Annotated in this window: 20 protein-coding genes; 6 read left to right on the top strand and 14 right to left on the bottom strand. The window is 64.1% G+C overall.

Features of this window, described 5'->3' with window-relative positions; genetic code table 11:
- Positions 1-30: 30 nt before the first annotated feature.
- On the bottom strand, positions 31-1,359 hold the full coding sequence (locus tag ACODS9_RS12830) for a sensor histidine kinase (protein WP_489094000.1): 1,329 nt from the start codon (positions 1,357-1,359) through the stop codon (positions 31-33).
- The gene (gene colR, locus ACODS9_RS12825; RefSeq protein WP_367857016.1) at positions 1,349-2,032 is read right to left on the bottom strand and encodes a two-component system response regulator ColR; all 684 of its coding nucleotides are present in this window, start codon (positions 2,030-2,032) and stop codon (positions 1,349-1,351) included. The genes ACODS9_RS12830 and colR overlap by 11 nt, the downstream gene beginning before the upstream one ends.
- A 180-nt stretch (positions 2,033-2,212) precedes the next feature.
- Between colR and ACODS9_RS12820 the strand changes: the two genes are divergently transcribed.
- Positions 2,213-2,941 carry a phosphatase PAP2 family protein gene (locus ACODS9_RS12820; RefSeq protein WP_046856988.1) on the top strand — a complete coding sequence of 243 codons (729 nt, stop codon included), beginning with the start codon at positions 2,213-2,215 and terminating at the stop codon, positions 2,939-2,941.
- Positions 2,942-3,022: 81 nt separating this feature from the next.
- Here the strand turns inward: ACODS9_RS12820 and groL are convergent, their stop codons facing one another.
- The 5 genes from groL to ACODS9_RS12795 all read right to left on the bottom strand — a co-directional run bounded on the left by groL (position 3,023) and on the right by ACODS9_RS12795 (position 7,649).
- Positions 3,023-4,663, bottom strand: coding sequence for a chaperonin GroEL (gene groL / locus ACODS9_RS12815; RefSeq protein WP_046856989.1), 1,641 nt, complete (start codon positions 4,661-4,663; stop codon positions 3,023-3,025).
- 48 nt (positions 4,664-4,711) lie between these two features.
- Positions 4,712-5,005 carry a co-chaperone GroES gene (locus ACODS9_RS12810; RefSeq protein ID WP_003260750.1) on the bottom strand — a complete coding sequence of 98 codons (294 nt, stop codon included), beginning with the start codon at positions 5,003-5,005 and terminating at the stop codon, positions 4,712-4,714.
- Between the two features lie 293 nt (positions 5,006-5,298).
- Positions 5,299-5,760 carry an FxsA family protein gene (locus ACODS9_RS12805; RefSeq protein ID WP_367857018.1) on the bottom strand — a complete coding sequence of 154 codons (462 nt, stop codon included), beginning with the start codon at positions 5,758-5,760 and terminating at the stop codon, positions 5,299-5,301.
- A gap of 66 nt (positions 5,761-5,826) precedes the next feature.
- Positions 5,827-6,558 carry a HugZ family pyridoxamine 5'-phosphate oxidase gene (locus ACODS9_RS12800; RefSeq protein ID WP_046856991.1) on the bottom strand — a complete coding sequence of 244 codons (732 nt, stop codon included), beginning with the start codon at positions 6,556-6,558 and terminating at the stop codon, positions 5,827-5,829.
- 83 nt (positions 6,559-6,641) lie between these two features.
- Positions 6,642-7,649 (bottom strand): DUF481 domain-containing protein, encoded by a 1,008-nt coding sequence (locus ACODS9_RS12795; protein WP_102682688.1) that lies wholly within the window; start codon positions 7,647-7,649, stop codon positions 6,642-6,644.
- Positions 7,650-7,801: 152 nt separating this feature from the next.
- Here ACODS9_RS12795 and ACODS9_RS12790 point away from each other — a divergent pair, with 152 nt between their 5' ends.
- Together ACODS9_RS12790 and ACODS9_RS12785 are read left to right on the top strand one after the other, a co-directional pair.
- Entirely contained in the window at positions 7,802-8,155 is a 354-nt protein-coding gene (locus ACODS9_RS12790) for an MGMT family protein (RefSeq protein WP_102682687.1), read from the top strand.
- A gap of 44 nt (positions 8,156-8,199) precedes the next feature.
- Entirely contained in the window at positions 8,200-9,747 is a 1,548-nt protein-coding gene (locus ACODS9_RS12785; protein ID WP_046856994.1) for an AmpG family muropeptide MFS transporter, read from the top strand.
- Between the two features lie 70 nt (positions 9,748-9,817).
- Here ACODS9_RS12785 and ACODS9_RS12780 read toward each other — a convergent pair whose 3' ends face one another.
- The 3 genes from ACODS9_RS12780 to ACODS9_RS12770 form a co-directional block, all read right to left on the bottom strand.
- The gene (locus ACODS9_RS12780; protein ID WP_489093999.1) at positions 9,818-11,062 is read right to left on the bottom strand and encodes an MFS transporter; all 1,245 of its coding nucleotides are present in this window, start codon (positions 11,060-11,062) and stop codon (positions 9,818-9,820) included.
- 174 nt (positions 11,063-11,236) lie between these two features.
- Entirely contained in the window at positions 11,237-12,076 is an 840-nt protein-coding gene (locus tag ACODS9_RS12775) for a mechanosensitive ion channel family protein (RefSeq protein ID WP_110700437.1), read from the bottom strand.
- A gap of 113 nt (positions 12,077-12,189) precedes the next feature.
- Positions 12,190-12,675, bottom strand: a complete 486-nt coding sequence (locus ACODS9_RS12770; RefSeq protein WP_489093998.1) for a YajQ family cyclic di-GMP-binding protein — start codon at positions 12,673-12,675, stop codon at positions 12,190-12,192.
- A 100-nt stretch (positions 12,676-12,775) separates the two neighbouring features.
- Between ACODS9_RS12770 and ACODS9_RS12765 the strand changes: the two genes are divergently transcribed.
- From ACODS9_RS12765 to ACODS9_RS12755, 3 genes are read left to right on the top strand one after another with little or no spacing between them, the layout of a single operon-like run.
- Positions 12,776-13,693, top strand: a complete 918-nt coding sequence (locus tag ACODS9_RS12765; RefSeq protein ID WP_401104734.1) for a putative 2-dehydropantoate 2-reductase — start codon at positions 12,776-12,778, stop codon at positions 13,691-13,693.
- A gap of 37 nt (positions 13,694-13,730) precedes the next feature.
- The gene (locus ACODS9_RS12760) at positions 13,731-15,758 is read left to right on the top strand and encodes a sensor histidine kinase (RefSeq protein WP_046856996.1); all 2,028 of its coding nucleotides are present in this window, start codon (positions 13,731-13,733) and stop codon (positions 15,756-15,758) included.
- 1 nt (position 15,759) lies between these two features.
- A complete protein-coding gene (locus ACODS9_RS12755) occupies positions 15,760-16,323 on the top strand; it encodes a cob(I)yrinic acid a,c-diamide adenosyltransferase (protein WP_023631295.1) in 564 nt (187 codons plus the stop codon).
- A gap of 66 nt (positions 16,324-16,389) precedes the next feature.
- Here the strand turns inward: ACODS9_RS12755 and ACODS9_RS12750 are convergent, their stop codons facing one another.
- From ACODS9_RS12750 to secA, 4 genes are all read right to left on the bottom strand, one after another.
- Positions 16,390-17,334: a Nudix family hydrolase gene (locus ACODS9_RS12750; RefSeq protein WP_489093997.1), complete on the bottom strand. Its 945-nt coding sequence runs from the start codon at positions 17,332-17,334 to the stop codon at positions 16,390-16,392.
- Positions 17,331-17,963 (bottom strand): glutathione S-transferase family protein, encoded by a 633-nt coding sequence (locus ACODS9_RS12745; RefSeq protein ID WP_489093996.1) that lies wholly within the window; start codon positions 17,961-17,963, stop codon positions 17,331-17,333. Before ACODS9_RS12745 ends, ACODS9_RS12750 begins: the two co-directional genes overlap by 4 nt.
- Positions 17,964-18,017: 54 nt before the next feature.
- Complete coding sequence (gene argJ, locus ACODS9_RS12740) at positions 18,018-19,235, bottom strand: bifunctional glutamate N-acetyltransferase/amino-acid acetyltransferase ArgJ (RefSeq protein WP_489093995.1); 1,218 nt, start codon at positions 19,233-19,235, stop codon at positions 18,018-18,020.
- Positions 19,236-19,323: 88 nt separating this feature from the next.
- Positions 19,324-22,059 carry a preprotein translocase subunit SecA gene (secA, locus tag ACODS9_RS12735; protein WP_046857002.1) on the bottom strand — a complete coding sequence of 912 codons (2,736 nt, stop codon included), beginning with the start codon at positions 22,057-22,059 and terminating at the stop codon, positions 19,324-19,326.
- Positions 22,060-22,164 lie beyond the last annotated feature (105 nt).

Here is a 22,164-nt window from a genome sequence, read left to right as displayed (position 1 = left end):
GTAGGAAAGTTCCGCAGGTGTTACCGGAAGTTAACCCGGATCCAATATCCCGCCACGCCCTTCGCCGTGCTGCGCCGTCGGGTTGCCCTGGCTCAGATCGACCTGGAAACGACAGCCGTGGGGCAGCGTCGCCGTCAGGGTCACGCGCCAGCCCTGGTCGTCGCAGATGCGCTGGACCAGCGACAGGCCCAACCCCAACCCCTCACCGCGACGCTCGTCACCGCGCACGAACGGCCGGAACATCGCCTCGCGCTGTTCTTCGGGAATCCCCACGCCACTGTCTTCCACACTGAAGCCATTGGCCTCCAGGCTGAGGCGGATGTATCCACTGTCGGTGTAGTGGGCGGCATTGCGTAGCAGGTTGCCCATCACCGATTGCAGGAAGGTGGCGTTGTACAGCACCGGGCTGGCACTGACCTGGCCATCGTAGTAAAGCGCCAGGCCTTTCTGCTCGATGGTATCGCGCCATACCCCGATCAAGTCGTCGCCCACCTCGCGCAGGGTCGCCCGCGAAGCGATTGCACCTTCATCGCGCTGGGCCCGGGCAAGCATCAGGAAGGTTTTCACCAACTCACGCATCTCCTCGGTCGCCCGGGCGATACGTTCGACCTGGCTGCGAGCGCGGCTCTCGAGGTTGGGGTTTTCCATCAGCAGCTCGCACGAGGTGGCCAGGACCATCAGCGGCGTACGCAGCTCGTGGCTGACATCGCTGGTGAACAAGCGCTCACGGGTCAAGGCGTCACGCAGGCGCCCCAAGGTATCGTCGAAGGCGACGGCCAACTGGCCGACCTCATCCGCGGCATAATCCGGTGCCAATGGCGGTGCCAATCCCAACAGCTGGTCACGGTGACGGACCTGGCGCGCCAGGCGGATCACCGGCGCCATCACCCGTCGCGCCAGCAACCAGCCGAGAATCACCGCAAGGGCCAGGCTGAGCACGAAGCCGACCACGACAACGGCGAACAACACTCGCTCGCGCTCCTCGAAATCGCTCTGGTCCTGCAACAGCACATAACGTCGGCCGTCGACGATCTCGACCATGGCGTGGTACGAGAGCTGGTCGCGAAACACTTCGTGGAAGCCGGCGTCCAGGTGGCGCAGGTCCTTGGGCAACTCGAAATCGTCTCGCCCGCCACTGAAGTAGAACAACTGGTCGGGGCGCGGCCGGTGGCTCCAGTCGCTGACGCTGTCCATGCGCAGCAGGCGCTGCAGGTCGCCGCCAAGCACCGAAGAAATCAACCGCTCTTCGACCAGGTGCACCGTGGCGACAATGCCAAAGGCAAAGGCCCCGGCCACCAGCGCGCTCATCAGCGCAAAGGCGATGATGATGCGCTGGGCAAGGCTCTGCTTAAACTCCATCGCGGCCCTCGGCGAGGCGATAGCCGACGCCATGGACGGTATGCAACAGCGGTCTGTCGAAGGGTTTGTCGATGACCTGGCGCAACTGGTGGACATGGCTGCGCAGGCTGTCGCTATCCGGGCAGTCGTCGCCCCACAGCGCCTCTTCCAACACCTCGCGACGCAGGACGTGGGGGCTCTTCTGCATCAGCACGGCCAGCAGCTTGAGGCCGACGGGGTTGAGCTTGAGCAGGCGGCCCTGGCGGGTCACCTCCAGGGTGTCGAGGTCGTAGCTCAGGTCGGCGACCTGCAACGAGCGCCGGCCGCCCCCTTGCGCACGCCGCAGTACCGCCTCGATACGCGCGGCCAGCTCCGACAGCGCGAACGGCTTGAGCAAGTAGTCGTCGGCCCCTGAGCGGAAGCCTTGCAGGCGGTCGTCCAGCTGGTCGCGGGCGGTAAGCATGATCACCGGCGTATCGCGGCGGGCATCCTCGCGCAGGCGCTTGCACAGCGTGTAGCCGTCGATGCCCGGCAACATGATGTCGAGCACGATCAGGTCGTAGTGTTCGGTCGCGGCCAGGTGCAGGCCGGACAGGCCATCCTGGGCACAATCGACGGTGTAACCCTTCATGCCGAGGTAGTCGGCCAGGTTGGCCAGAATATCGCGGTTGTCTTCAACCAAAAGAATGCGCATCGAGATCTCCTGTGCGGCGCTTCGCCGGGCGCGGCAGGCGCAGCTTACGGCCATTTGCCCGCATGGTGCCATGCCCTGGGTCGAAATCACCGGACTTGACAGTTTTTTCACCGATCATTCACGAACACAGGATAGCGGCCCAACGACAATGCCCCGTCTCTTACACCTTCTGGAGTCACCATGCAGGCTAGCGTCCCCCCTCGCCCGATCAATTTATGGCTGTACCTGGGCATCCCCTTCATCACTGTCGTGACCCTGGTCCTGCTGGAATGGACCTCGCTGGACATGGACCTGGCCAACCTGTTCTACGACCCGGCCGCCGGCGGGTTCATCGGCCGCCATAGCTATGTGCTGGAAAACATCCTGCATGACCGCGTCAAGCAGGGTGTGATCCTGTTCGGTCTACTGGCAGTGGCCGGATTCGCCCTGAGCTTCTTCTGGAGCCGGCTGCTGGGCTGGCGCCGCGAGCTGGGTTGCCTGGTACTGGCGCTAGCGCTGTCGACGGCCTTCGTCACGCCGCTGAAGAAGGTGACCCAGGTGCAATGCCCGTGGAGCCTGACGCAGTTCGGTGGCAAGGAGACCTACAGCAAGTTGCTCGAAGCCCGCCCGGCTACCGACAAGCCTGGCCTGTGCTGGCCCGGTGGGCATGCGGCGACCGGGTTCTGCCTGTTCGGCCTGTTCTTCATGCTGCGTGACCGCAAGCCACGCCTGGCCCGGGTCGCGCTGGCAGTGGCCTTCGTCGCCGGCTCGGTGCTGTCGATCGGGCGGATGATGCAGGGCGCGCACTTCCTGTCGCACAACATATGGACCGCGGTGTTCTGCTGGCTGATCGGGCTGGGGTCGTACTATCTGATTCTGTATCGACACGCGACGGCCAAGCTACCGGCCGTCGAGCGCAGCGCAGCCTGATCCCTGGCAGGGACAGGAAAACGAAGAAGCCCCGGTTCTCACGAACCGGGGCTTCTTCTTGGTACCGGGGGTAAGGCTGGCTTACATCATGCCGCCCATGCCACCCATGCCGCCCATGTCAGGCATGCCAGCAGCTGGCTTGTCTTCCGGCAGGTCGGCAACCATGGCTTCGGTGGTGATCATCAGACCGCCGATCGAAGCTGCGGCTTGCAGGGCCGAACGGGTGACCTTGGCTGGGTCCAGGATGCCCATCTCGATCATGTCGCCGTACTCGCCGGTAGCGGCGTTGTAACCGAAGTTACCCGAACCTTGCTTGACCTTGTCAGCGACAACGCTTGGCTCGTCGCCGGCGTTGGCAGTGATCTGGCGCAGCGGCGCTTCGACAGCGCGACGCAGCAGGGCGATACCGACGTTCTGGTCTTCGTTGTCGCCTTTGAGGTCAACGATGGCAGCCAGGGCGCGAACCAGGGCAACACCACCGCCAGGCACCACGCCTTCTTCAACGGCTGCACGGGTAGCGTGCAGGGCGTCTTCGACGCGGGCTTTCTTCTCTTTCATCTCGACTTCGGTGCCTGCACCGACCTTGATCACGGCAACACCGCCAGCCAGCTTGGCCAGGCGCTCTTGCAGCTTCTCACGGTCGTAGTCCGAAGTGGTGTCGGCAACCTGGGCGCGGATCTGGGTGACGCGAGCCTGGATGTCGGACTCTTCGCCAGCACCGTCGATGATGGTGGTGTTTTCCTTGGACAGGATGACGCGCTTGGCGTTACCCAGGTGCTCCAGGGTGGCGGTTTCCAGGGACAGGCCGATCTCTTCGGAGATCACGGTGCCGCCGGTCAGGACAGCGATGTCCTGCAGCATGGCCTTGCGGCGATCGCCGAAGCCTGGCGCCTTGACCGCGGCGACCTTGACGATGCCGCGCATGTTGTTGACCACCAGGGTAGCCAGGGCTTCGCCTTCGACGTCCTCGGCAACGATCAGCAGCGGACGGCCGGCCTTGGCGACGGCTTCCAGAACTGGCAGCAGCTCACGGATGTTGGAGATCTTCTTGTCGACCAGCAGCAGCAGGGCGCCTTCCAGCTCGGCAACCATGGTGTCCGGCTTGTTGACGAAGTACGGCGACAGGTAGCCGCGGTCGAACTGCATGCCTTCAACGACGGACAGTTCGTTTTCCAGGCCCGAGCCTTCTTCAACGGTGATCACGCCTTCCTTGCCGACTTTTTCCATGGCTTCGGCGATGATTTCACCGATGGAGTTGTCGGAGTTGGCGGAGATGGTGCCTACCTGGGCGATGGCCTTGGAGTCGGCGCATGGCTTGGACAGGTTCTTCAGCTCGGCGACGACGGCGGCGGTGGCCTTGTCGATACCGCGCTTCAGGTCCATCGGGTTCATGCCGGCAGCGACGGCTTTCAGGCCTTCGTTGACGATGGCCTGGGCCAGAACGGTAGCGGTGGTGGTGCCGTCACCGGCAGCGTCGTTGGCCTTGGAAGCGACTTCCTTGACCAACTGGGCGCCCATGTTCTCGAAAGCGTCTTTCAGCTCGATTTCTTTGGCGACGGAAACGCCGTCCTTGGTGATGGTCGGCGCGCCGAAGCTCTTGGCCAGGACCACGTTGCGGCCTTTCGGGCCGAGGGTCGCTTTTACCGCGTCAGCCAGAACGTTGACACCAACCAGCATTTTCTTACGGGCGGAATCGCCGAATTTTACGTCTTTAGCAGCCATGATCGTTTAATCCTTGGAATTCTTTGGAGTAACGGGAAGTCGGGGAAATCAGCCTTCGATAACGGCCAGGATTTCGTTCTCGGCCATGACCAGCAGGTCTTCGCCGTCGACTTTCACGGTGTTGCTGCCCGAGTAAGGGCCGAAAACCACTTTGTCACCCACTTTCACGGCCAGCGCACGTACTTCGCCGTTGTCCAGGATACGACCGGTACCGACGGCAACGACTTCACCGCGGTTTGGTTTTTCAGCGGCCGAACCCGGCAGGACGATACCGCCAGCGGTTTTCGATTCTTCTTCGCTGCGACGGATAACGACGCGGTCATGCAGAGGACGAAGCTTCATTGTCGATCTCTCCCAAATTGTGGTTTTCATCGGCCGGTGTCAGCACCGGCGGGTTGATTCGATCCGGCGTTGCCGGGGGTGGCCCGCAATGGGCGAACCACCTGTGTCATGTCTGGTGTCGCCACCAGAAACCTTGCGGTGACCACATACATGAGGCCGGGATATTCGATTACAAGGCTTGCTACAGAAAAATTTTCATAAGGCGTGAGAGTCATCGTGGGAACGGGCTTGCCCTGCGATCAAGGCGACAGGCCCCATCGCGGGGCAAGCCCGCTCCCACGCATAAACACGTCTTACTTGTCGCGACGCTCGTACTCGCCCTCGATCACGTTCGGGCGGTGCCCGGCGTCACGCGGCTGGGCCTGGAACGGATCATCCTGGAACGCCCGCTGACGCAGGGCCTGCTCTTCGGCGCGGCGGCGCAGGCGGCCGGCCACCAGGCGGCGGGTGAACGGCAGCAGGCACAGCAGGCCCAGCACGTCACTGATGAACCCCGGCAGCAGCAGCAGGCCACCACCGACGGTGAGCATCAAGCCCTGGAACATGTCCTCGGCCGGCAGTTCGCCGCGCTGCAGGCTCTCCCGGGCACGCAGGGCGGTGGCAAGGCCCGCCACGCGCATCACCAGCACACCCAGGGCAGAACCGGCGATGATCAGCAGCAGCGCCGGAAAGAAACCGATGGCCGCGCTGACCTTGACGAAGACGAACAGCTCCAGCACGGGGAAAAGCAGAAACAACAATAGAAAAGCACGCATCAAGGGTTCCTCGACGGAAGAGAATCTTCCTGTAAGACCATCAGATGGATGCCTCTACGCCGGTTTTCAACCCTCGACGCTTTCCACAACCGGCCACTGGTCAGCGCGAGCCAGTAATACCAAGGCTTCGCGGACTTGTGTCGGCGTATTGCAAATGCTCGGGAAAGCCAGCCAGTACACCCCCTGGCCAATACGCAGGTGCATGCCTTCGCTGTCGATGCCGACCAGCTCGGCGGGCGCGCCGCGCGGCAGCCCGGTCAGCTCGACGTAGTGGGCGATGGCGTTGGCATGGTCGCTGTTCATGTGCTCGATCATGCTGGTCTCGGCCTTGCCCGCAAAGGGGTTGGCCAGCGTGACCTGGTCGAGCCAGTGGATCGCGCCAAAGCCGCCGATGTAGCGGTGGCGTACCGGTTCGAGTACCCAGAAGTCGAAATCGTGGGCCTTGTGGTAGTTGGCCGACTCGGGGAAGTACCGGTAGTAACGGCTCGCGGCGGCTTCGATGGCCGCTTCGTCGGTAAGCTTGCGGGCCTCGGCCATTACCGTCAGCCGCCCCACCGCCTGGACATCCTCGGCCTCGCGCTCGCCAACCAGCATCGAGCACTTGGGATCCTTCTGCAGGTTATGGGTGTGCTGGGCGATGCGACTGATGAGGATCAGCGGATGGCCATCGGCGTCGAGGCAATACGGCACCACCGAACCGAAGGGGAAACCGGGCATCGATTTGGAATGGGTGGAGAGGACGCCGCGGTACTCCTTGAGCAGCAGTTCCCGGGCGGGGCGAAGGGCGTTGGTACTCACTGTAGGGCTCCTGGCGGCGGACTGGATGGGTGACAAGATAAGCATTATCACCCGCCACTGCCACCAAGTCCGCTGCGGCAGGCTTACCAGGTAACGCCGAACCCGGCGGTATAGCGGGTCTTGTCCAGGTCGCTGTCGCGGGTGCCCTTGATCAGGTCCTTCTCCGCCTTGAGGTTGAGTGAGGCCCACTCGGTCACCTTGTAGCGCAGGCCCATCTCGGCATCCAGCGAGTAGTCGGCCACGCCGCCCAGTGGCTTGCCGAATTCGCCATTGGTGAAGAACTCGACCTTCTTGCCAATCAGGTAACGGTTGTAGTCCCACTTCACCGCGGCGGAATAGAAGTTGTCCTTGCCACCGTCGCGGTATTCGAAGTCGGTGCGGTTGATCAGCGAACCCAGCGAGAACGCTCCGAGCTCGTCATCCCAGAACTGGTAGCCCGGGCCGGTACCGACGGTACGCTGACGGGCCAGATCCTCGATATGGTCACGCTTGTATTCCAGACGCCCCTGCCAGAACCATTTTTCGGTGATGAAGCGGTCCAGCGCGTACTCGGCGCTCCAGTTGTTGGTGGTGGTGACGTCGTCCTTGGTCTCGCGGTTGTATTCGCCCTCGGCGTTGTGTCGCCAGCGGCCATGGCGGGCGGTGGTCTTGAAGCTGACGTCATAGTCGTCGGTGTTGTTCTCGGCGCGCTTGTAGTCCATCGCCACATCGACGTTGCCCTTCCACAGGAAATCCTCGAGCACCGGACGCGGCTTCATGATCTGCTCGATGCTGGCCAGCTCGACGGTCTTCGGCGCCTCGCCGTTGGCCAGGGTCACCTTGCCGGGTTCGGCGGCCTTCAGCGCCTTGGCTTTCTCGCCGCTGTAGGCATCTTGCTTGACCAGCAGTTCCTGATCGCTTTCCAGCGTCTGCACCTGCTTCCAGTCGAGGGCGATCGAACCGCCATAGGGGGTCTCCAGCAGCAGCTTGCCGCCGTCGAAGACCTTGATCTTGCCGCTCAGGCGGTCACCGTTCTTCATCCACACGGTGTCGGCGAGCACGGGCGTGCAAAGGGACGCAGCGATGAGGCACAGCAGGGTTCTAGAAGACATAAGCGCAATATGGGTTCGATTCGACGAAAAAGCCGGGCATTATCCAGATACCGACAACCTGAGCAAGGACAGACACAGCCCATGCCGATGAGTTCCACTCGCATTTGCCGCAACCTTCTGTCCGGTTTCATCTGCGGCACAGGGATCCTCTAATGTCCGCCCTCGATCCGCCCGCTGCGCAGGATGCACAAGCCCGACGAATGGCACTGTATTCCGTCCTCGGCCAGGTACCGCCGGGGAAGGTCGTCAGCTACGGACAACTCGCCGAGCTTGCAGGCCTTGGCCGCGCGGCGCGGTGGGTCGGGCGCACGCTTTCGCAGCTACCCCAGGACACCCGCCTGCCCTGGCACCGGGTACTGGGCGCGGGTGGCAGGCTGAGCTTGGCCCTGGGCACGCCGTCGGGCGACGAACAACGCGCCCGGCTGCGCGCAGAAGGCGTGAATGTGGCCAATAATCGTGTGGATATGGCGCGCCATGGCTGGCGTCCGATGGAGCACAGCGGTTAGAGTGCGCGCTTTGTTTTCGCAAACCTTGAGGCAGATGTTGGCCCATGCCCCGTAAAACCTGGCGCGCTGCGCTCGCTGCCTATGCCAGCCCGTCAACTCTGGTGCTTTTGCTGCTCGGATTCGCCGCCGGCCTGCCGTACATGCTGGTGTTCTCGACGCTGTCGGTGTGGCTGCGCGAAGCCGGCGTGGCTCGCGAGACCATCGGCTATGCCAGCCTGATCGGCCTCGCCTACGCGTTCAAATGGGTCTGGTCGCCGCTGCTCGACCAGTGGCGCCTGCCGCTGCTCGGCGGCATGGGCCGGCGCCGTTCCTGGCTGCTGCTGTCGCAGCTGCTGGTAGTGCTCGGGCTGGTCGGCATGGGCTTCTGCGACCCGCAGAAACACCTGTCGTGGCTGGTCGCCCTGGCGGTACTGGTGGCCTTCGCCTCGGCGACCCAGGACATCGCCGTCGACGCCTACCGCCTGGAAATCGCCGATGACCAGCGCCAGGCTGCCCTGGCTGCCAGCTACATGGCCGGCTACCGGGTCGCCGCCCTGCTTGCCACCGCCGGTGCGCTGTTCTTCGCCGAGTGGTTTGGCTCCACCGGTTTCAGCTACCTGCACGAAGCCTGGACCGGCACCTACGTACTGTTCGGCGTGCTGATGCTGCCTGCGGTGTTCACCACCCTGGTGATGCGTGAGCCACCGGTACCACTGCGCACCCAGCTGTCGGCCGCGCGCTATGGCTTGATGCACCAGCTGGCGTCGGTGTTCGTGCTGATCATCCTGCTGGTCTCGGTGCCGGCCAGTTTCACCCAGATGTTCAACACCGACTGGGGCAGCGTCGCGTTCGGCGACGCGACCATGCTCGACCTGCTGCTCGAAGACCGCGCCTTCCTGCGCCTGATCCTCTATGTGCTGCTGACCTGGGCGTGCCTGTCGTCCCTCGGTCGTCGCGGCCTGGCGCCGGTGCTCACGCCGGTCAACGACTTCATCGTGCGCTATCGCTGGCAGGCCCTGCTGCTGCTCGGGCTGATCGCCACCTACCGCATGTCCGATACGGTGATGGGCGTGATGGCCAACGTGTTCTACATCGACATGGGCTTCACCAAGGACCAGATCGCCAGCGTCAGCAAGATCTTCGGCCTGATCATGACCCTGGTCGGCGCCGGCGCCGGCGGCTTGCTGATCGTGCGCTTCGGCATCCTGCCGATCCTGTTCATCGGCGGCGCGGCCTCGGCAGCCACCAACATCCTGTTCCTGATGCTCGCCGACATGGGCCCGAACCTGGAAATGCTGGTGGTCACCATCTCGCTGGACAACTTCAGTTCGGGGCTTGCCACCTCGGCCTTCGTCGCCTACCTGTCGAGCCTGACCAACCTGAAGTTCTCGGCCACCCAGTACGCCCTGCTCAGCTCGATCATGCTGTTGCTGCCACGCCTGATCGGCGGCTATTCCGGGGTCATGGTGGAGAAGTTCGGCTATCACGACTTCTTCTTGGTCACCGCGCTGCTGGGCGTGCCGACGCTGGTGCTGATCGCGCTGCACTGGCGCCAGGAAGTCGGTCGGGGAAAGCCGGCGCCGGTGGAGAGCCCGGCGGCTGAACAACACTAGGTCATCATCGGCCTTATCGCGGGGCAAGTCGGATCGGCGCATCGCCGCTCCGACTTGCCCCGCAATGTTTCTACTGCGTCACAGCGCCTTCCCCGGAGCACCCGCCCACGACGAACCACAACGGCCACAGCGCCAACGCACCCGCCAGGCCGGCGGCCAGGGCAAAATGCATCAGGCTGGCACCGGCACCCAGCATCGCCAACACCGCACCGCCCAGGCCCAGCAAGGCGATGGTGATCATCCCCAGCATCGCCGACACCAGGCCCTTGCTCTGCTCGCTGGAGAACAGCGTCATGCGGTACAGCACCGCGTTGGCCACGCCGAGGCCCAGCGCGTACAGCGACATGCCGGCCACCACACTGGTCACCGTCGGCCAGAGCCAGGTGGCCACGGCCATCAGCGACAAGCCCGCCAGGTAAGGCCACAGGGCGCCACGTACCAAGGTCGGCAGCGCGTAGCGATCGGCGATGCGGTTGATGATCAGGTTGCCCAGGATCAGCCCGCCGAACACCGGCAATTGCCACAACGCGTATTCCATAGTGCTCAGGCCTTCATCATGGATCAGCAGCACAGGTGACAGGCCGATCCAGCCGATAAGGGGCAACCCCACCAGCCCCAGCGCCGCGCTACCGGCCACGAAACGACGGTTGCCCAGCAACTGCCCGTAGCCCGCCAGCAATGGCAGCAGGTGAATGGGCGTGAACGGCAGGCGCGAACCGTCGCGGCGCTCGACGCCCAGGGTTTCCGGCATCAGCCGGTAGAGCAGCAGCCAACACAGCACCGCGCCCGCGGCGAAGGCCACGAACAGCCAGCGCCAGTCCAGCCACTGCAGCATCAGGGTGCCTACCAGTGGGCCAAGCAACGGCGACAGCAGCGCGATGTTGGCCAGCAGCGCCATCATGCGCACCGCGTCAGCTTCGCTGAATGCCTCGTTGAGCGCCGGGTAGCTGACCGTGACCACGAAGCCCAGGCCGATGCCCTGCAACAGCCGCAGCAGGTTGAACACACCGATATCCTGGGCCCAGAAGGTCGCCAGGCACGCCAGCCCGAAGAGCACACAGCCCCCCAGCAACAGCGGGCGCCGGCCATAGCGGTCGGCCAACGGGCCGATCAGCCATTGCAGCAGCACGCCACCCAGCAGGTAGAGGTTGAGGGCATGGGGAATGTATTCGGGGCTGGCCTGAAGATCGCCGACCACGACCGGCATGGCGGGCATGACCGCGTCGCTGGCCAGGTAGGTCAACAGTTCGAACAGCGCCAGGGTCAGGCCAAACAGCAAGGCGCGCAGAGGGGTGATGTACAGCAATGGTTTCATGATCGGTATCGGGTGGAAACAGATGGGGGTCAGGCTGTATGCCAGAAATCATCTGCTGCGGCTGTGAACAAGTGTAAGGCCCTGCAAAGCAGCGCGGGGCAAGCCCGCTCCCACAAGCGCGCTGGCGGCCTTGTGGGAGCGGGCTTGCCCCGCGATGGGAGGTGTGACGCAGTGTTACTGTACCGCCGCTTCCTGCACCACGCGAATCACTCGCTGCGGAAACGGAATATCGATCCCTTCGGCCTTGAGCCGGTCGCGGGCATGCTCGTTGAGCATGAACATCACGTCCCAGTAGTCGGCGGTCTTGGTCCATATGCGCAGCGACACGGTGATCGAGCTGTCTCCCAGGGTCGAAATCACCGCCTGCGGCGCCGGATCCTGCAGTACACGCGGATCCTGGGCCAGCTCCAGCAGTACATTGCGCGCCTTCTGCAGGTCGGCGTCGTAGTCCACGCCCACGTCGAACACCACCTTGCGGGTCGGCTGGCGGTTGGTGTTGGTGATGATGCCGTTGGACAGGCTGCCGTTAGGCATGATCACGGTCTTGTTGTCGCCGGTGCGCAGCACGGTGTGGAAGATCTGGATGCTGTCCACGGTGCCACTGACACCCTGGGCCTCGATCCAGTCACCAATACGGAACGGGCGGAACATCAGGATCAGCACACCGCCGGCGAAGTTCGCCAGACTGCCTTGCAAGGCCAGGCCGATGGCCAGGCCGGCGGCACCGATGGCGGCGACGAACGAGGTGGTCTCGATACCGATCATCGACGCCACGCTGACCATCAGCAGCACCTTCAGCACGATGTTGGCCAGGGTGCTGATGAAGCCCTGCAGCGCGGCGTCGGCACGCAGGCCCACCAGCTTGCCAAGACGGGCACTGAGCTTGTTGATGATCCACCAGCCGATGGCCAGTGTCAGCAGCGCCAGCAACAGGCGGCTGCCGTACTCCATGATCAAGGGAACCCAGGTCTGCGATTGGCGAACCAGCTGATCGACTTCAGCGTTCAAATCCATGTTTATCTCCTGATGCCGAACGGCAAGTACACAGTGAAGCGGGCAGCGCAAAGCCAGCGGCCCGGACCCCGATGGACATCAATGCGCCATCAAGGTTCCGGGCCGCCGTGCGATCAGTCGCGGAAGTTGTTGAACTGCAGCGGCATGTCGAATTCCTTGGTGCGCAGCAAGGCAATGGCCTCCTGCAGGTCGTCGCGCTTCTTGCCGGTGACGCGAACCTGCTCGCCCTGGATGGCCGCCTGGACCTTGAGCTTGCCGTCCTTGATGGTGGCGACGATCTTCTTGGCCAGGTCCTTGTCGATGCCTTCGCGGAACTTGGCTTCCTGCTTCTTCTCCTTGCCCGAAGCGTAGGGATCCTTGGTTTCCAGGCATTTGACGTCGATCTTGCGCTTGACCAGCGCCAGGCGCAGGATTTCCAGCATGGCCTTGAGCTGGAAATCCTCCTCGGCGGTCAGCAGCACGGTCTGCTCCTTGTCCTTGAACTCGAAGGTGCCCTTGCCCTTCAAGTCGTAGCGACGGTCCAGGTCCTTGATGGCGTTGTCGACAGCATTCTGCACTTCGTGCTTGTCCAGTTCCGATACCACGTCGAACGAAGGCATGGATGATCTCCAGAAAAAAAAGCGCGCTCGGCCTGAAGATGGAGCGCGTCGGGTTTGATGGTTAAAATGCGGACTCATTATAACGGGTTGCGAAACGCAGATGAGCAGCACCTGGCATATTCTCGGCGCCGGCAGCCTCGGCAGCCTCTGGGCCTGCCGCCTGGCCCGCGCCGGCAAGGCAGTCCGCCTGATCCTGCGCGACCAGCAGCGCCTGGCCGCCTATGAACGCAAGGGCGGGCTGACCCTGGTGGAGCAGGATGCCCAGCACCACTATGCGATCCCCGCGGAGAGCTTCGACGCGCCCGGCCCGATCCATCGCCTGCTGGTCGCCTGCAAGGCCTACGACGCCGCGCCTGCCGTGGCGCGCCTGGCTCCCAGGCTGGCCCATGGCGCCGAGCTGATACTGCTGCAGAACGGCCTGGGCAGCCAGGACGAGGTTGCCGAGCAGGTGCCCCACGCCCGCTGCATCTTCGCCTCCAGCACCGAGGGTGCGTTCCGCGAAGCGGACTGGCAGGTTCGCTTTGCCGGCCACGGCTTCAACTGGCTGGGTGATCCGGCCAGCCCCGGCATGCCATCCTGGTTCGACGACCTGCACGACGCCGGCATACCGGCCCAGTGGGCGCTCGACATCCCTGCTCGCCTGTGGCGCAAACTGGCGCTCAACTGTGCGATCAACCCGCTGACGGTACTGCACGACTGCCAGAATGGCGGCCTGCTCGGGCACCTGACCGAAGTCGACCCGCTGTGCGACGAACTGGTCAACCTGCTGCACCGTTGCGGCCAGCCCGAAGCGGCCAGCGACCTGCACGAGGAAGTTCAGCGGGTGATCCTGGCCACCGCGGCCAACTACTCTTCCATGTACCAGGATGTCCGCCATGGCCGGCGCACCGAGGTCCACTACCTGCTCGGCCACGCCTGTCGTGCCGCCGGCCGACACGGCCTGGCAGTGCCGCAACTGGAACACCTGCACCGGCGCCTGGTCGATAACCTGCAGGCGCGTGGCCTGCGCAGCGACTGATCCTGCCCATTCATCGGAAACGGACACCCTCAGACCCATGACCCTGCGTCAACGCCTGGAAAACCTCCCGGTCGGGCAGAAGCTGCTGGCGGCCTTGCTGGTGCTGCTGGTGACCATCCTGCTGGTGGCCAACCTCGCCTTCATCAGCGCCGCTTACTGGATCACCCAGGAGAGCATGGCGCCCCAGGCCCTGCAGACCATCGGCAAGCTGGTGTCCAACCCGCAGCTGTCCTCGCGGGCCGGCGACTCGCCGGAAGCCGCCACGGCGCTACTGAAGGAACTCGACAGCTACTCGCCATTGCGCGCGGCGGCCATCTACGGCGGCGACGGGCGCCTGCTGGCGCAACTGCAACATGGCGAGCCGCTGAGCCTGCCCAAGCGCTACCGCAATATCGATGGCTGGCGCCTGATGGAATTTCGCAGTACCCAGCTGATCCGCCTGCCACGCAACGCCGCGCCCCCCGCACACCTGCTGCTGGTGGCCAGCAGTGAACTGCCCACGGCGTTCTACACCGGCACCCTCTCCGCCAGCCTGGCGATCCTGGTGTTCAGTGTGCTGCTGTGGCTGCTCATCGCCCGGCAGATCAAGCGCCTGATCACCCTGCCGATCAATCGCCTCGAAGAGCTGACCCGCCAGGTTACCCGCGAGGAAAGCTATGCCCTGCGCGCCCAGCGTGGCAACGACGATGAAATCGGCGGCCTGGCCGAGGCGTTCAACACCATGCTGTCGCGCATCGAAGCCCGCGAACAGCAGCTCAAGCGCACCCGTGACGAGTTCCAGGATGCCTACGACCAGGCACAGGGCCTGGCCGAGGAAACCCGCCATACCAACCGCAAGCTGGAACTGGAAGTCCAGGTGCGCAGCAAGATCGAGAAAAAGCTCACCGGTTTCCAGAACTACCTCAACAGCATCATCGACTCGATGCCATCGGCGCTCATCGCCCTCGACGAACAGCTCTACGTCACCCAGTGGAACCACGAGGCCACGGTGCTCTCCGGGACCCCGCTGGACGAAGCGCTGAACCAGCCGATCTTCCTTGCCTTCGAGCCGCTCAAGCCGTTCCTGCCGCAGCTCAAGGAAAGCGTGGAGAAGCACCGGGTCGCCAAGATCGAGCGCGTCACCTGGCCCAAGGGCGAAGACCTGCGCCACTACGCGCTGACCTTCTACCCGCTGATGGGCGGTGGCGGACGCGGGGTGGTGATCCGTATCGACGACATCACCCAGCGCCTGTCGCTGGAAGAAATGATGGTGCAGTCCGAGAAGATGCTCTCGGTCGGCGGTCTGGCCGCCGGCATGGCGCACGAAATCAACAACCCGCTGGGCGCGATTCTGCACAACGTGCAGAACATCCGCCGCCGCCTGTCGCCGGACTTGCCGCGCAACCAGGAGCAGGCCAGCGAGCTGGGCATCGACCTGCCGGCCGTCAATCGCTACCTGGACAGCCGCGAGGTGCCACAGTTGCTCGACGGCATCCAGCAAGCCGGCGCACGGGCCGCCAAGATCGTCACCCACATGCTCAGCTTCAGCCGCCGCAGCAACCGTCAGCTCGCCCCTTGCGACCTGCCGGCGTTGATCGACCAGGCGGTGGAAATTGCCGGCAACGACTTCGACCTGGCCATCGGCTTCGACTTCAAGGGCCAGGCCATCGTCCGCCAGTTCGACCCACAGCTGGGGCCGGTGCCCTGCACCGCCAACGAACTGGAGCAGGTGCTGCTGAACCTGCTGAAGAACGCCGCCCAGGCCATCCACCAGCGCCCGCAACCCAGCGAGCCCGGGCGTATCACCTTGCGCACCCGGCTCAATCCGCCCTGGGCGGAAATCCAGGTCGAGGACAACGGCGTCGGCATGCCCGAGACGGTGCGCAAGCGCACCTTCGAGCCGTTCTTCACCACCAAGGAGATCGGCCAGGGCACCGGCCTGGGCCTGTCGGTGTCGTACTTCATCATCACCAACAACCACAAGGGTCAGATGGAGGTACAGTCCACCCCGGGCCAGGGCACCTGCTTCACCCTGCGCCTGCCCCTGAACCAGGCCCAACCGGCCCCCCTGAACACGGAGACATGACATGGGCTATCGCCTGTCGAAGATCTATACACGCACCGGCGACAAAGGTGAAACCGGCCTGGGCGATGGGCGCCGGGTGCCCAAGGACCACCCGCGCGTCGAGGCGATCGGCGAGGTCGACAGCCTCAACAGCCAGCTCGGCGTGTTGCTGGCGGGTCTGGCCGAGGCAGGGTTGGGCGAGCTGATCGAGGTGCTGGCGCCTTGTCAGCATCGGCTGTTCGACCTGGGAGGCGAGTTGGCGATGCCCACTTACCAGGCGCTGAACAGCGTTGAAGTGGAGCGCCTGGAGGCCGCGATAGACCGCTGGAACGACGAGTTGGGGCCGCTGAAGAACTTCATCCTGCCCGGAGGCTCGATGCTGGTGGCCCAGGCCCATGTATGTCGCAGCGCGGCACGCGCGGCTGAGCGACGCTGCCAGCAGTTGAACACGCTGGAGCCGCTGGAGGGAGTGGGGCTGGCCTACATCAACCGACTGTCGGACCTGCTGTTTGTTGCAGCGCGGATCATTGGGCGACGCCAGGGTGTCGACGAAGTGCTGTGGCAGGCGGCCGAGAAGCCCGTCTGAAAGCATCGCGGGGCAAGTCGCAGCGGCGCTGCGGCGACCCGACTTGCCCCGCGATTGGCGGATGACTCAAGCCTCAGGCCAGAACGCCCTGATTCCGGCAACACCCTGGGCACCAACCTCCCAGGCCCGCTCCCGCTCACCCGGCCCGACCCCACCCAGCAGAAACACCGGATGGCTGATCCCGGCGATCAAGCGCTGTGCCTCATCCCAACCCAACGGCTCAGCCTCGGGATGAGTCTGGGTCGCCTGCACCGGCGACAGGGTGACGAAGTCCACCCCCATCTGCTCGGCCAATGCCAGCTCTTCGGCACTGTGGCAGGACGCCGCCAGCCAGCGCTCCTTCGGGAATGGCCGGCCCTTGGCCGCGTACTTGCGCAACTGCGCGGCGGTCAGGTGCCAGCCGGCCGACGGGAAGTCGCCGAGCCATTCCAGCGGCCCCTTGAGCATCAGTTGCGCCTTGCCTGCGCACAGGCCAACCGCGTCGACCGCCACATCGCGGTACTTCGGGTCGTACATGTCCGGTGCCCGTAGCTGGATCAGCCTGATACCGCTGGCCACGGCCTTCTGGATACCCTTGAGCAACTCGGGCACTTCCAGACCGTCCGGGGTGATCAGGTACTGATCGGGCAAACGCGCGGCGGCGACGATCGGCTTGTTGGCCTCGGGGAACGCGTACTGCCCCAGGTCACGCGGAGCCACCCACGCCAAAGGCTGCCCTTCTGCCCCATGTGGCTCACCGGTAAAGCCATCCACCTCGCGCACATCGAGCAACACCTGCTTGTCCGGGTAATCGTGGCTGACCTTGATCAGCGGGCGCGAACCCGTGACCTCGATACCCAGCTCCTCACGCAGCTCACGGGCCAGCGCCGCTTCGACGCCCTCCCCCGCTTCCACCTTGCCGCCGGGGAACTCCCACAAGCCGCCTTGATGCTGAGTATCCGCACGACGGGCGATCAGGATGCGACCATCGGCACCGCGGATGACCGCGGCCACTACATGAATCCGTTTCACCCTTCACGCTCCGCCAGGCCAGCCTGCTGCCAGGCCTGGAAGGCCGGCCACTGGTAGATGGTTTCGATATAGGCGGCGGCCTCGGCCGGCACCTCGACGCGGTAGGTGCGCAGGCGCACGGCCACCGGGGCGAAGAAGGCATCGGCCAGGGTCGGCCGGCCAAACAGGAACGGGCCGCTATCCTTGGCCACCAGGCGGCACTCGGACCACAGGGCGACGATGCGGTCGATGTCGACCTGCACATCCAGCGGCACGCTTTCCAGCGCCTGGTCGCGGGACAGGTCGAACGGCATGGCGCCGCGCAGGGCGAAGAAGCCGCTGTGCATCTGGGCACAGGCCGAACGGGCCTGGGCACGGGCGGCGATGTCTTCAGGCCACAGGCGGGCCTCAGGGTGGCGTTCGTTGAGGTATTCGGCGATGGCCAGGGAGTCGGCGATCACACCATGCTCGCTCTGGAGCAGCGGCACCTTGGCGGTGGCCGAGAAGGCCAGCAGGCGCTGGCGGGTGTCAGGCTGGTTGAGCTTGACCAGGATTTCTTCGTAGGGGGCGCCAGCCAGCTCAAGAGCCAGGGCGCCGCGTAGCGACCAGGAGGAATACAGCTTGTCGCCGATGATCAGGTGATAGCTCATGGTTCGGCTCCATAGAATTCGGGGTATTGGGGCCGCTTTGCGGCCCCTGTGACATCAGGTGCGGTATTCGGCGTTGATCTTCACGTACTCGTGGGACAGGTCGGTGGTCCAGATGGTTTCGCTGCACTGGCCACGGCCGAGGTCGATGCGGATGGTGATCTCTTCCTGGGCCATTACCGCCGAGCCTTGCGCCTCGGTGTAGCTCGGGCTGCGCCCGCCTTTGCTGGCGATGCACACGCTGTCCAGATACACGTCGATCAGGCTGACATCCAGCTCGGGCACGCCGGCGCGACCGACAGCTGCGAGAATGCGGCCCCAGTTGGGGTCGGAGGCGAACAGCGCGGTCTTGATCAACGGCGAGTGAGCCACGGCATAGCCGACGTCCAGGCACTCCTGGTGGTTGCCACCACCGTTGACCTGCACGGTGACGAACTTGGTGGCGCCTTCGCCGTCACGGACGATGGCCTGCGCTACCTCCATGCACACTTCGAACACCGCTTGCTTCAGTGCTTCGAACAACGCGCCGCTGGCCTCGGTCACTTCCGGCACATCGGCCTTGCCGGTGGCGATCAGCATGCAGCAGTCGTTGGTCGAGGTGTCGCCGTCGATGGTGATGCGGTTGAACGACTTGTTGGCGCCGTCGAGCATCAGGTCCTTCAACACCGCCGGGGCGACCTTGGCGTCGGTAGCGATGTAGCCGAGCATGGTGGCCATGTTCGGGCGGATCATCCCCGCGCCCTTGCTGATACCGGTGACGGTGATGGTCTTGCCGTCGAACTGGAACTGGCGGCTGGCGCCCTTGGGCAGGGTGTCGGTGGTCATGATGCCGGTGGCGGCTTCGGCCCAGTTGTTTTCCGACAGGTTATCCAGGGCGGCCTGCAGCGCGCCTTCGATCTTCTCGACCGGCAGCGGCTCGCCGATCACGCCGGTGGAGAACGGCAGGACCGACTCGGCTGGCACGCCGGCCAGTTCGGCCAGCTTGGCGCAGGTGCGCTCGGCGGCAGCCAGGCCTGGTGCGCCGGTGCCGGCGTTGGCGTTGCCGGTGTTGGTCAGCAGGTAACGCACGGTGCCCTGCACGCGCTGCTTGGAGAGGATCACCGGTGCCGCGCAGAAGGCGTTGAGGGTGAACACGCCGGCGACGCTGGAGCCTTCGGCGCAGCGCATCACCACCACATCCTTGCGCCCCGGGCGCTTGATGCCCGCCGAGGCGATACCGAGTTCGAAACCGGGAACCGGGTGCAGGGTGGGCAGGGGACCAAGACCAACAGCCATTAGAGCGCTCCTAGATAAATCGGTTGAGAACAAAAAGCGGGGCCGCAAAGCGGCCCCGGATGTGTCACGTTACTGCAGGTGGTTCAGATCATTCAATCTGACCATGGCAATGCTTGAATTTCTTGCCCGAGCCACACCAGCAAGGCTCGTTGCGGCCGAGCTTCATGTCGTTGCGCACAGGGGCCGATGCGACGGCGACTTCAGCGCCCTCCTCGGCCAGTTGCTCGCCTTCCAGGCCAGGTGCGGCGGCGTGCTGGAACTGCATGCGGCTGGCCAGTTCCTCGGCCTCACGGCGCAGACGGGCTTCTTCCTCGACCGGATCCTCTCGACGGACCTGAACGTGCGACAGTACGCGGATGGTGTCGCGCTTGATCGACTCGAGCAGCTCCTGGAAGAGGGTGAAGGATTCGCGCTTGTACTCCTGCTTGGGGTTCTTCTGCGCATAGCCGCGCAGGTGGATACCGTGGCGCAGGTGGTCCATGGTCGACAGGTGGTCTTTCCACAGGTCGTCCAGCACGCGCAGCAGGATCTGCTTCTCGAAGGTACGCAGGGCGTCGATACCGGCCTGGTCTTCCTTCTCGTTGTAGGCGTCGGTGATTTCCTTGAGCAGCTTCTCGCGCAGGGTTTCCTCGTAGAGGTGATCGTCCTCGTCGAGCCACTGCTGGATCGGCAGCTTCATGGCGAAGTCGCTGGACAGCGAGGCCTCGAGGCCGGCCACGTCCCACTGCTCGGGCAGCGACTGCGGCGGGATGTGCTGGCTGATGGTGGCATCGAGCACTTCCAGGCGGAACTCGGCAATGGTGTCGCCGATGTTCTCGGCCGCCAGCAGGCTGTTGCGCATGTGGTAGATCACCTTGCGCTGTTCGTTGGCCACGTCGTCGTATTCGAGCAGCTGCTTGCGGATATCGAAGTTGCGACCCTCGACCTTGCGCTGCGCTTTCTCGATGGCGTTGGTCACCATGCGGTGCTCGATGGCCTCGCCGGACTGCATGCCCAGGGCCTTCATGAAGTTCTTCACCCGGTCGGAGGCGAAGATGCGCATCAGGCTGTCTTCCAGCGACAGGTAGAAGCGGCTCGAACCGGCATCACCCTGACGACCGGCACGGCCACGCAGCTGGTTGTCGATACGGCGCGATTCGTGGCGCTCGGAGGCGATCACGTGCAGGCCACCGGCCTCCAGCACTTGCTGATGACGCTTCTGCCAGTCGGCCTTGATCTGGGCGATCTGCTCGGCGGTCGGGTTGTCCAGGGCGGCGACCTCGGCCTCCCAGTTACCACCCAGCAGGATGTCGGTACCACGGCCGGCCATGTTGGTGGCGATGGTCAGGGCACCCGGAGCACCGGCTTGCGCGATGATCTCGGCTTCTTTCTCGTGGTACTTGGCGTTCAGGACCTTGTGGTCGATACCTTCCTTCTTGAGCAGGTTGGACATGTGCTCGGAGGTTTCGATGGTCGCGGTGCCGACCAGGACAGGACGGCCCTGGGCCATGCTTTCCTTGATGTCGGCAATGATCGCCGCGTATTTCTCGTCGGCGGTCAGGTACACCAGGTCGTTGAAGTCCTTACGCGCCAACGGCTTGTTCGGCGGGATGACCATCACGTTGAGCGCATAGATCTGCGCGAACTCGAACGCCTCGGTGTCGGCGGTACCGGTCATGCCGGACAGCTTGGTGTATAGGCGGAAGTAGTTCTGGAAAGTGGTCGAGGCCAGGGTCTGGCTTTCGGCCTGGATGTTCAGGTTTTCCTTGGCCTCGATGGCCTGGTGCAGGCCCTCGGAAAGGCGTCGGCCCGGCATGGTGCGGCCGGTGTGTTCGTCGATCAGGAGGATCTGGCCGTCCTGGACGATGTACTCGACGTTGCGATGGAACAGCTTGTGCGCACGCAGGCCAGCGTAGACGTGGGTCAGCAGGCCCAGGTTGTGCGCGGAGTACAGGCTCTCGCCCTCGGCCAGCAGGCCGGATTGGGTGAGCATGTCCTCGATGAACTGGTGGCCGGCCTCGTTCAGTTCGACCTGGCGGCTCTTCTCGTCGATGCTGTAGTGACCCTCTTGGGTCACCTGGCCCTCGACTTCCTCGATGTGCTGGGTCAGGCGCGGGATCAGGCGGTTGATCTCGATGTACAGCTTGGAGCTGTCCTCGGCTTGGCCGGAGATGATCAGCGGGGTACGCGCTTCGTCGATGAGGATCGAGTCGACTTCGTCGATTACCGCGAAGTTGAGTTCACGCTGGAACTTCTCGTCCTGGCTGAACGCCATGTTGTCGCGCAGGTAGTCGAAACCGAATTCGTTGTTGGTGCCATAGGTGATGTCCGCGGCGTAGGCGGCGCGTTTCTCTTCCGGCGGCTGGAAGGCCGAGACGATGCCCACGGTCAGGCCGAGGAACTCGTACAGCGGGCGCATCCAGTTGGCGTCGCGGCGGGCCAGGTAGTCGTTGACGGTCACCACGTGCACGCCCTTGCCGGACAGCGCATTGAGGTAGACGGCCAGGGTACCGACCAAGGTCTTGCCTTCACCGGTACGCATTTCTGCGATCATGCCTTCGTGCAAGGTCATGCCGCCGATCAGCTGGACATCGAAGTGACGCATGCCCATCACGCGCTTGCCGGCCTCACGGGCCACGGCGAAGGCTTCGGGCAACAGTTGATCAAGCGTTTCGCCTTTGGCCAGGCGCTCCTTGAACTCTGCGGTCTTGCCCCGCAGCTGCTCGTCGGAGAGGGCCACCATCTTCTCTTCGAAGGCATTGACGGTGCTCACCGTCTTGAGCATGCGTTTGATTTCACGCTCGTTCTTGCTTCCAAAAAGTTTTTTTAACAAAGGCGCAAACATATCGGCAGGATCTTCCACACGTAGGGATGGAGGGCGGCCCCATGAGTCGCCCGTGCAGCCCAGAGGCCGCATGCGAACGAGCATTCTACCCGGAAACGATGGTGA

The organism is Pseudomonas sp. FG36 (genome assembly GCF_057809275.1).
The sequence above is the reverse complement of the archived record's forward strand: the minus strand, read 5'-3'. Positions and strand labels throughout refer to the sequence as shown.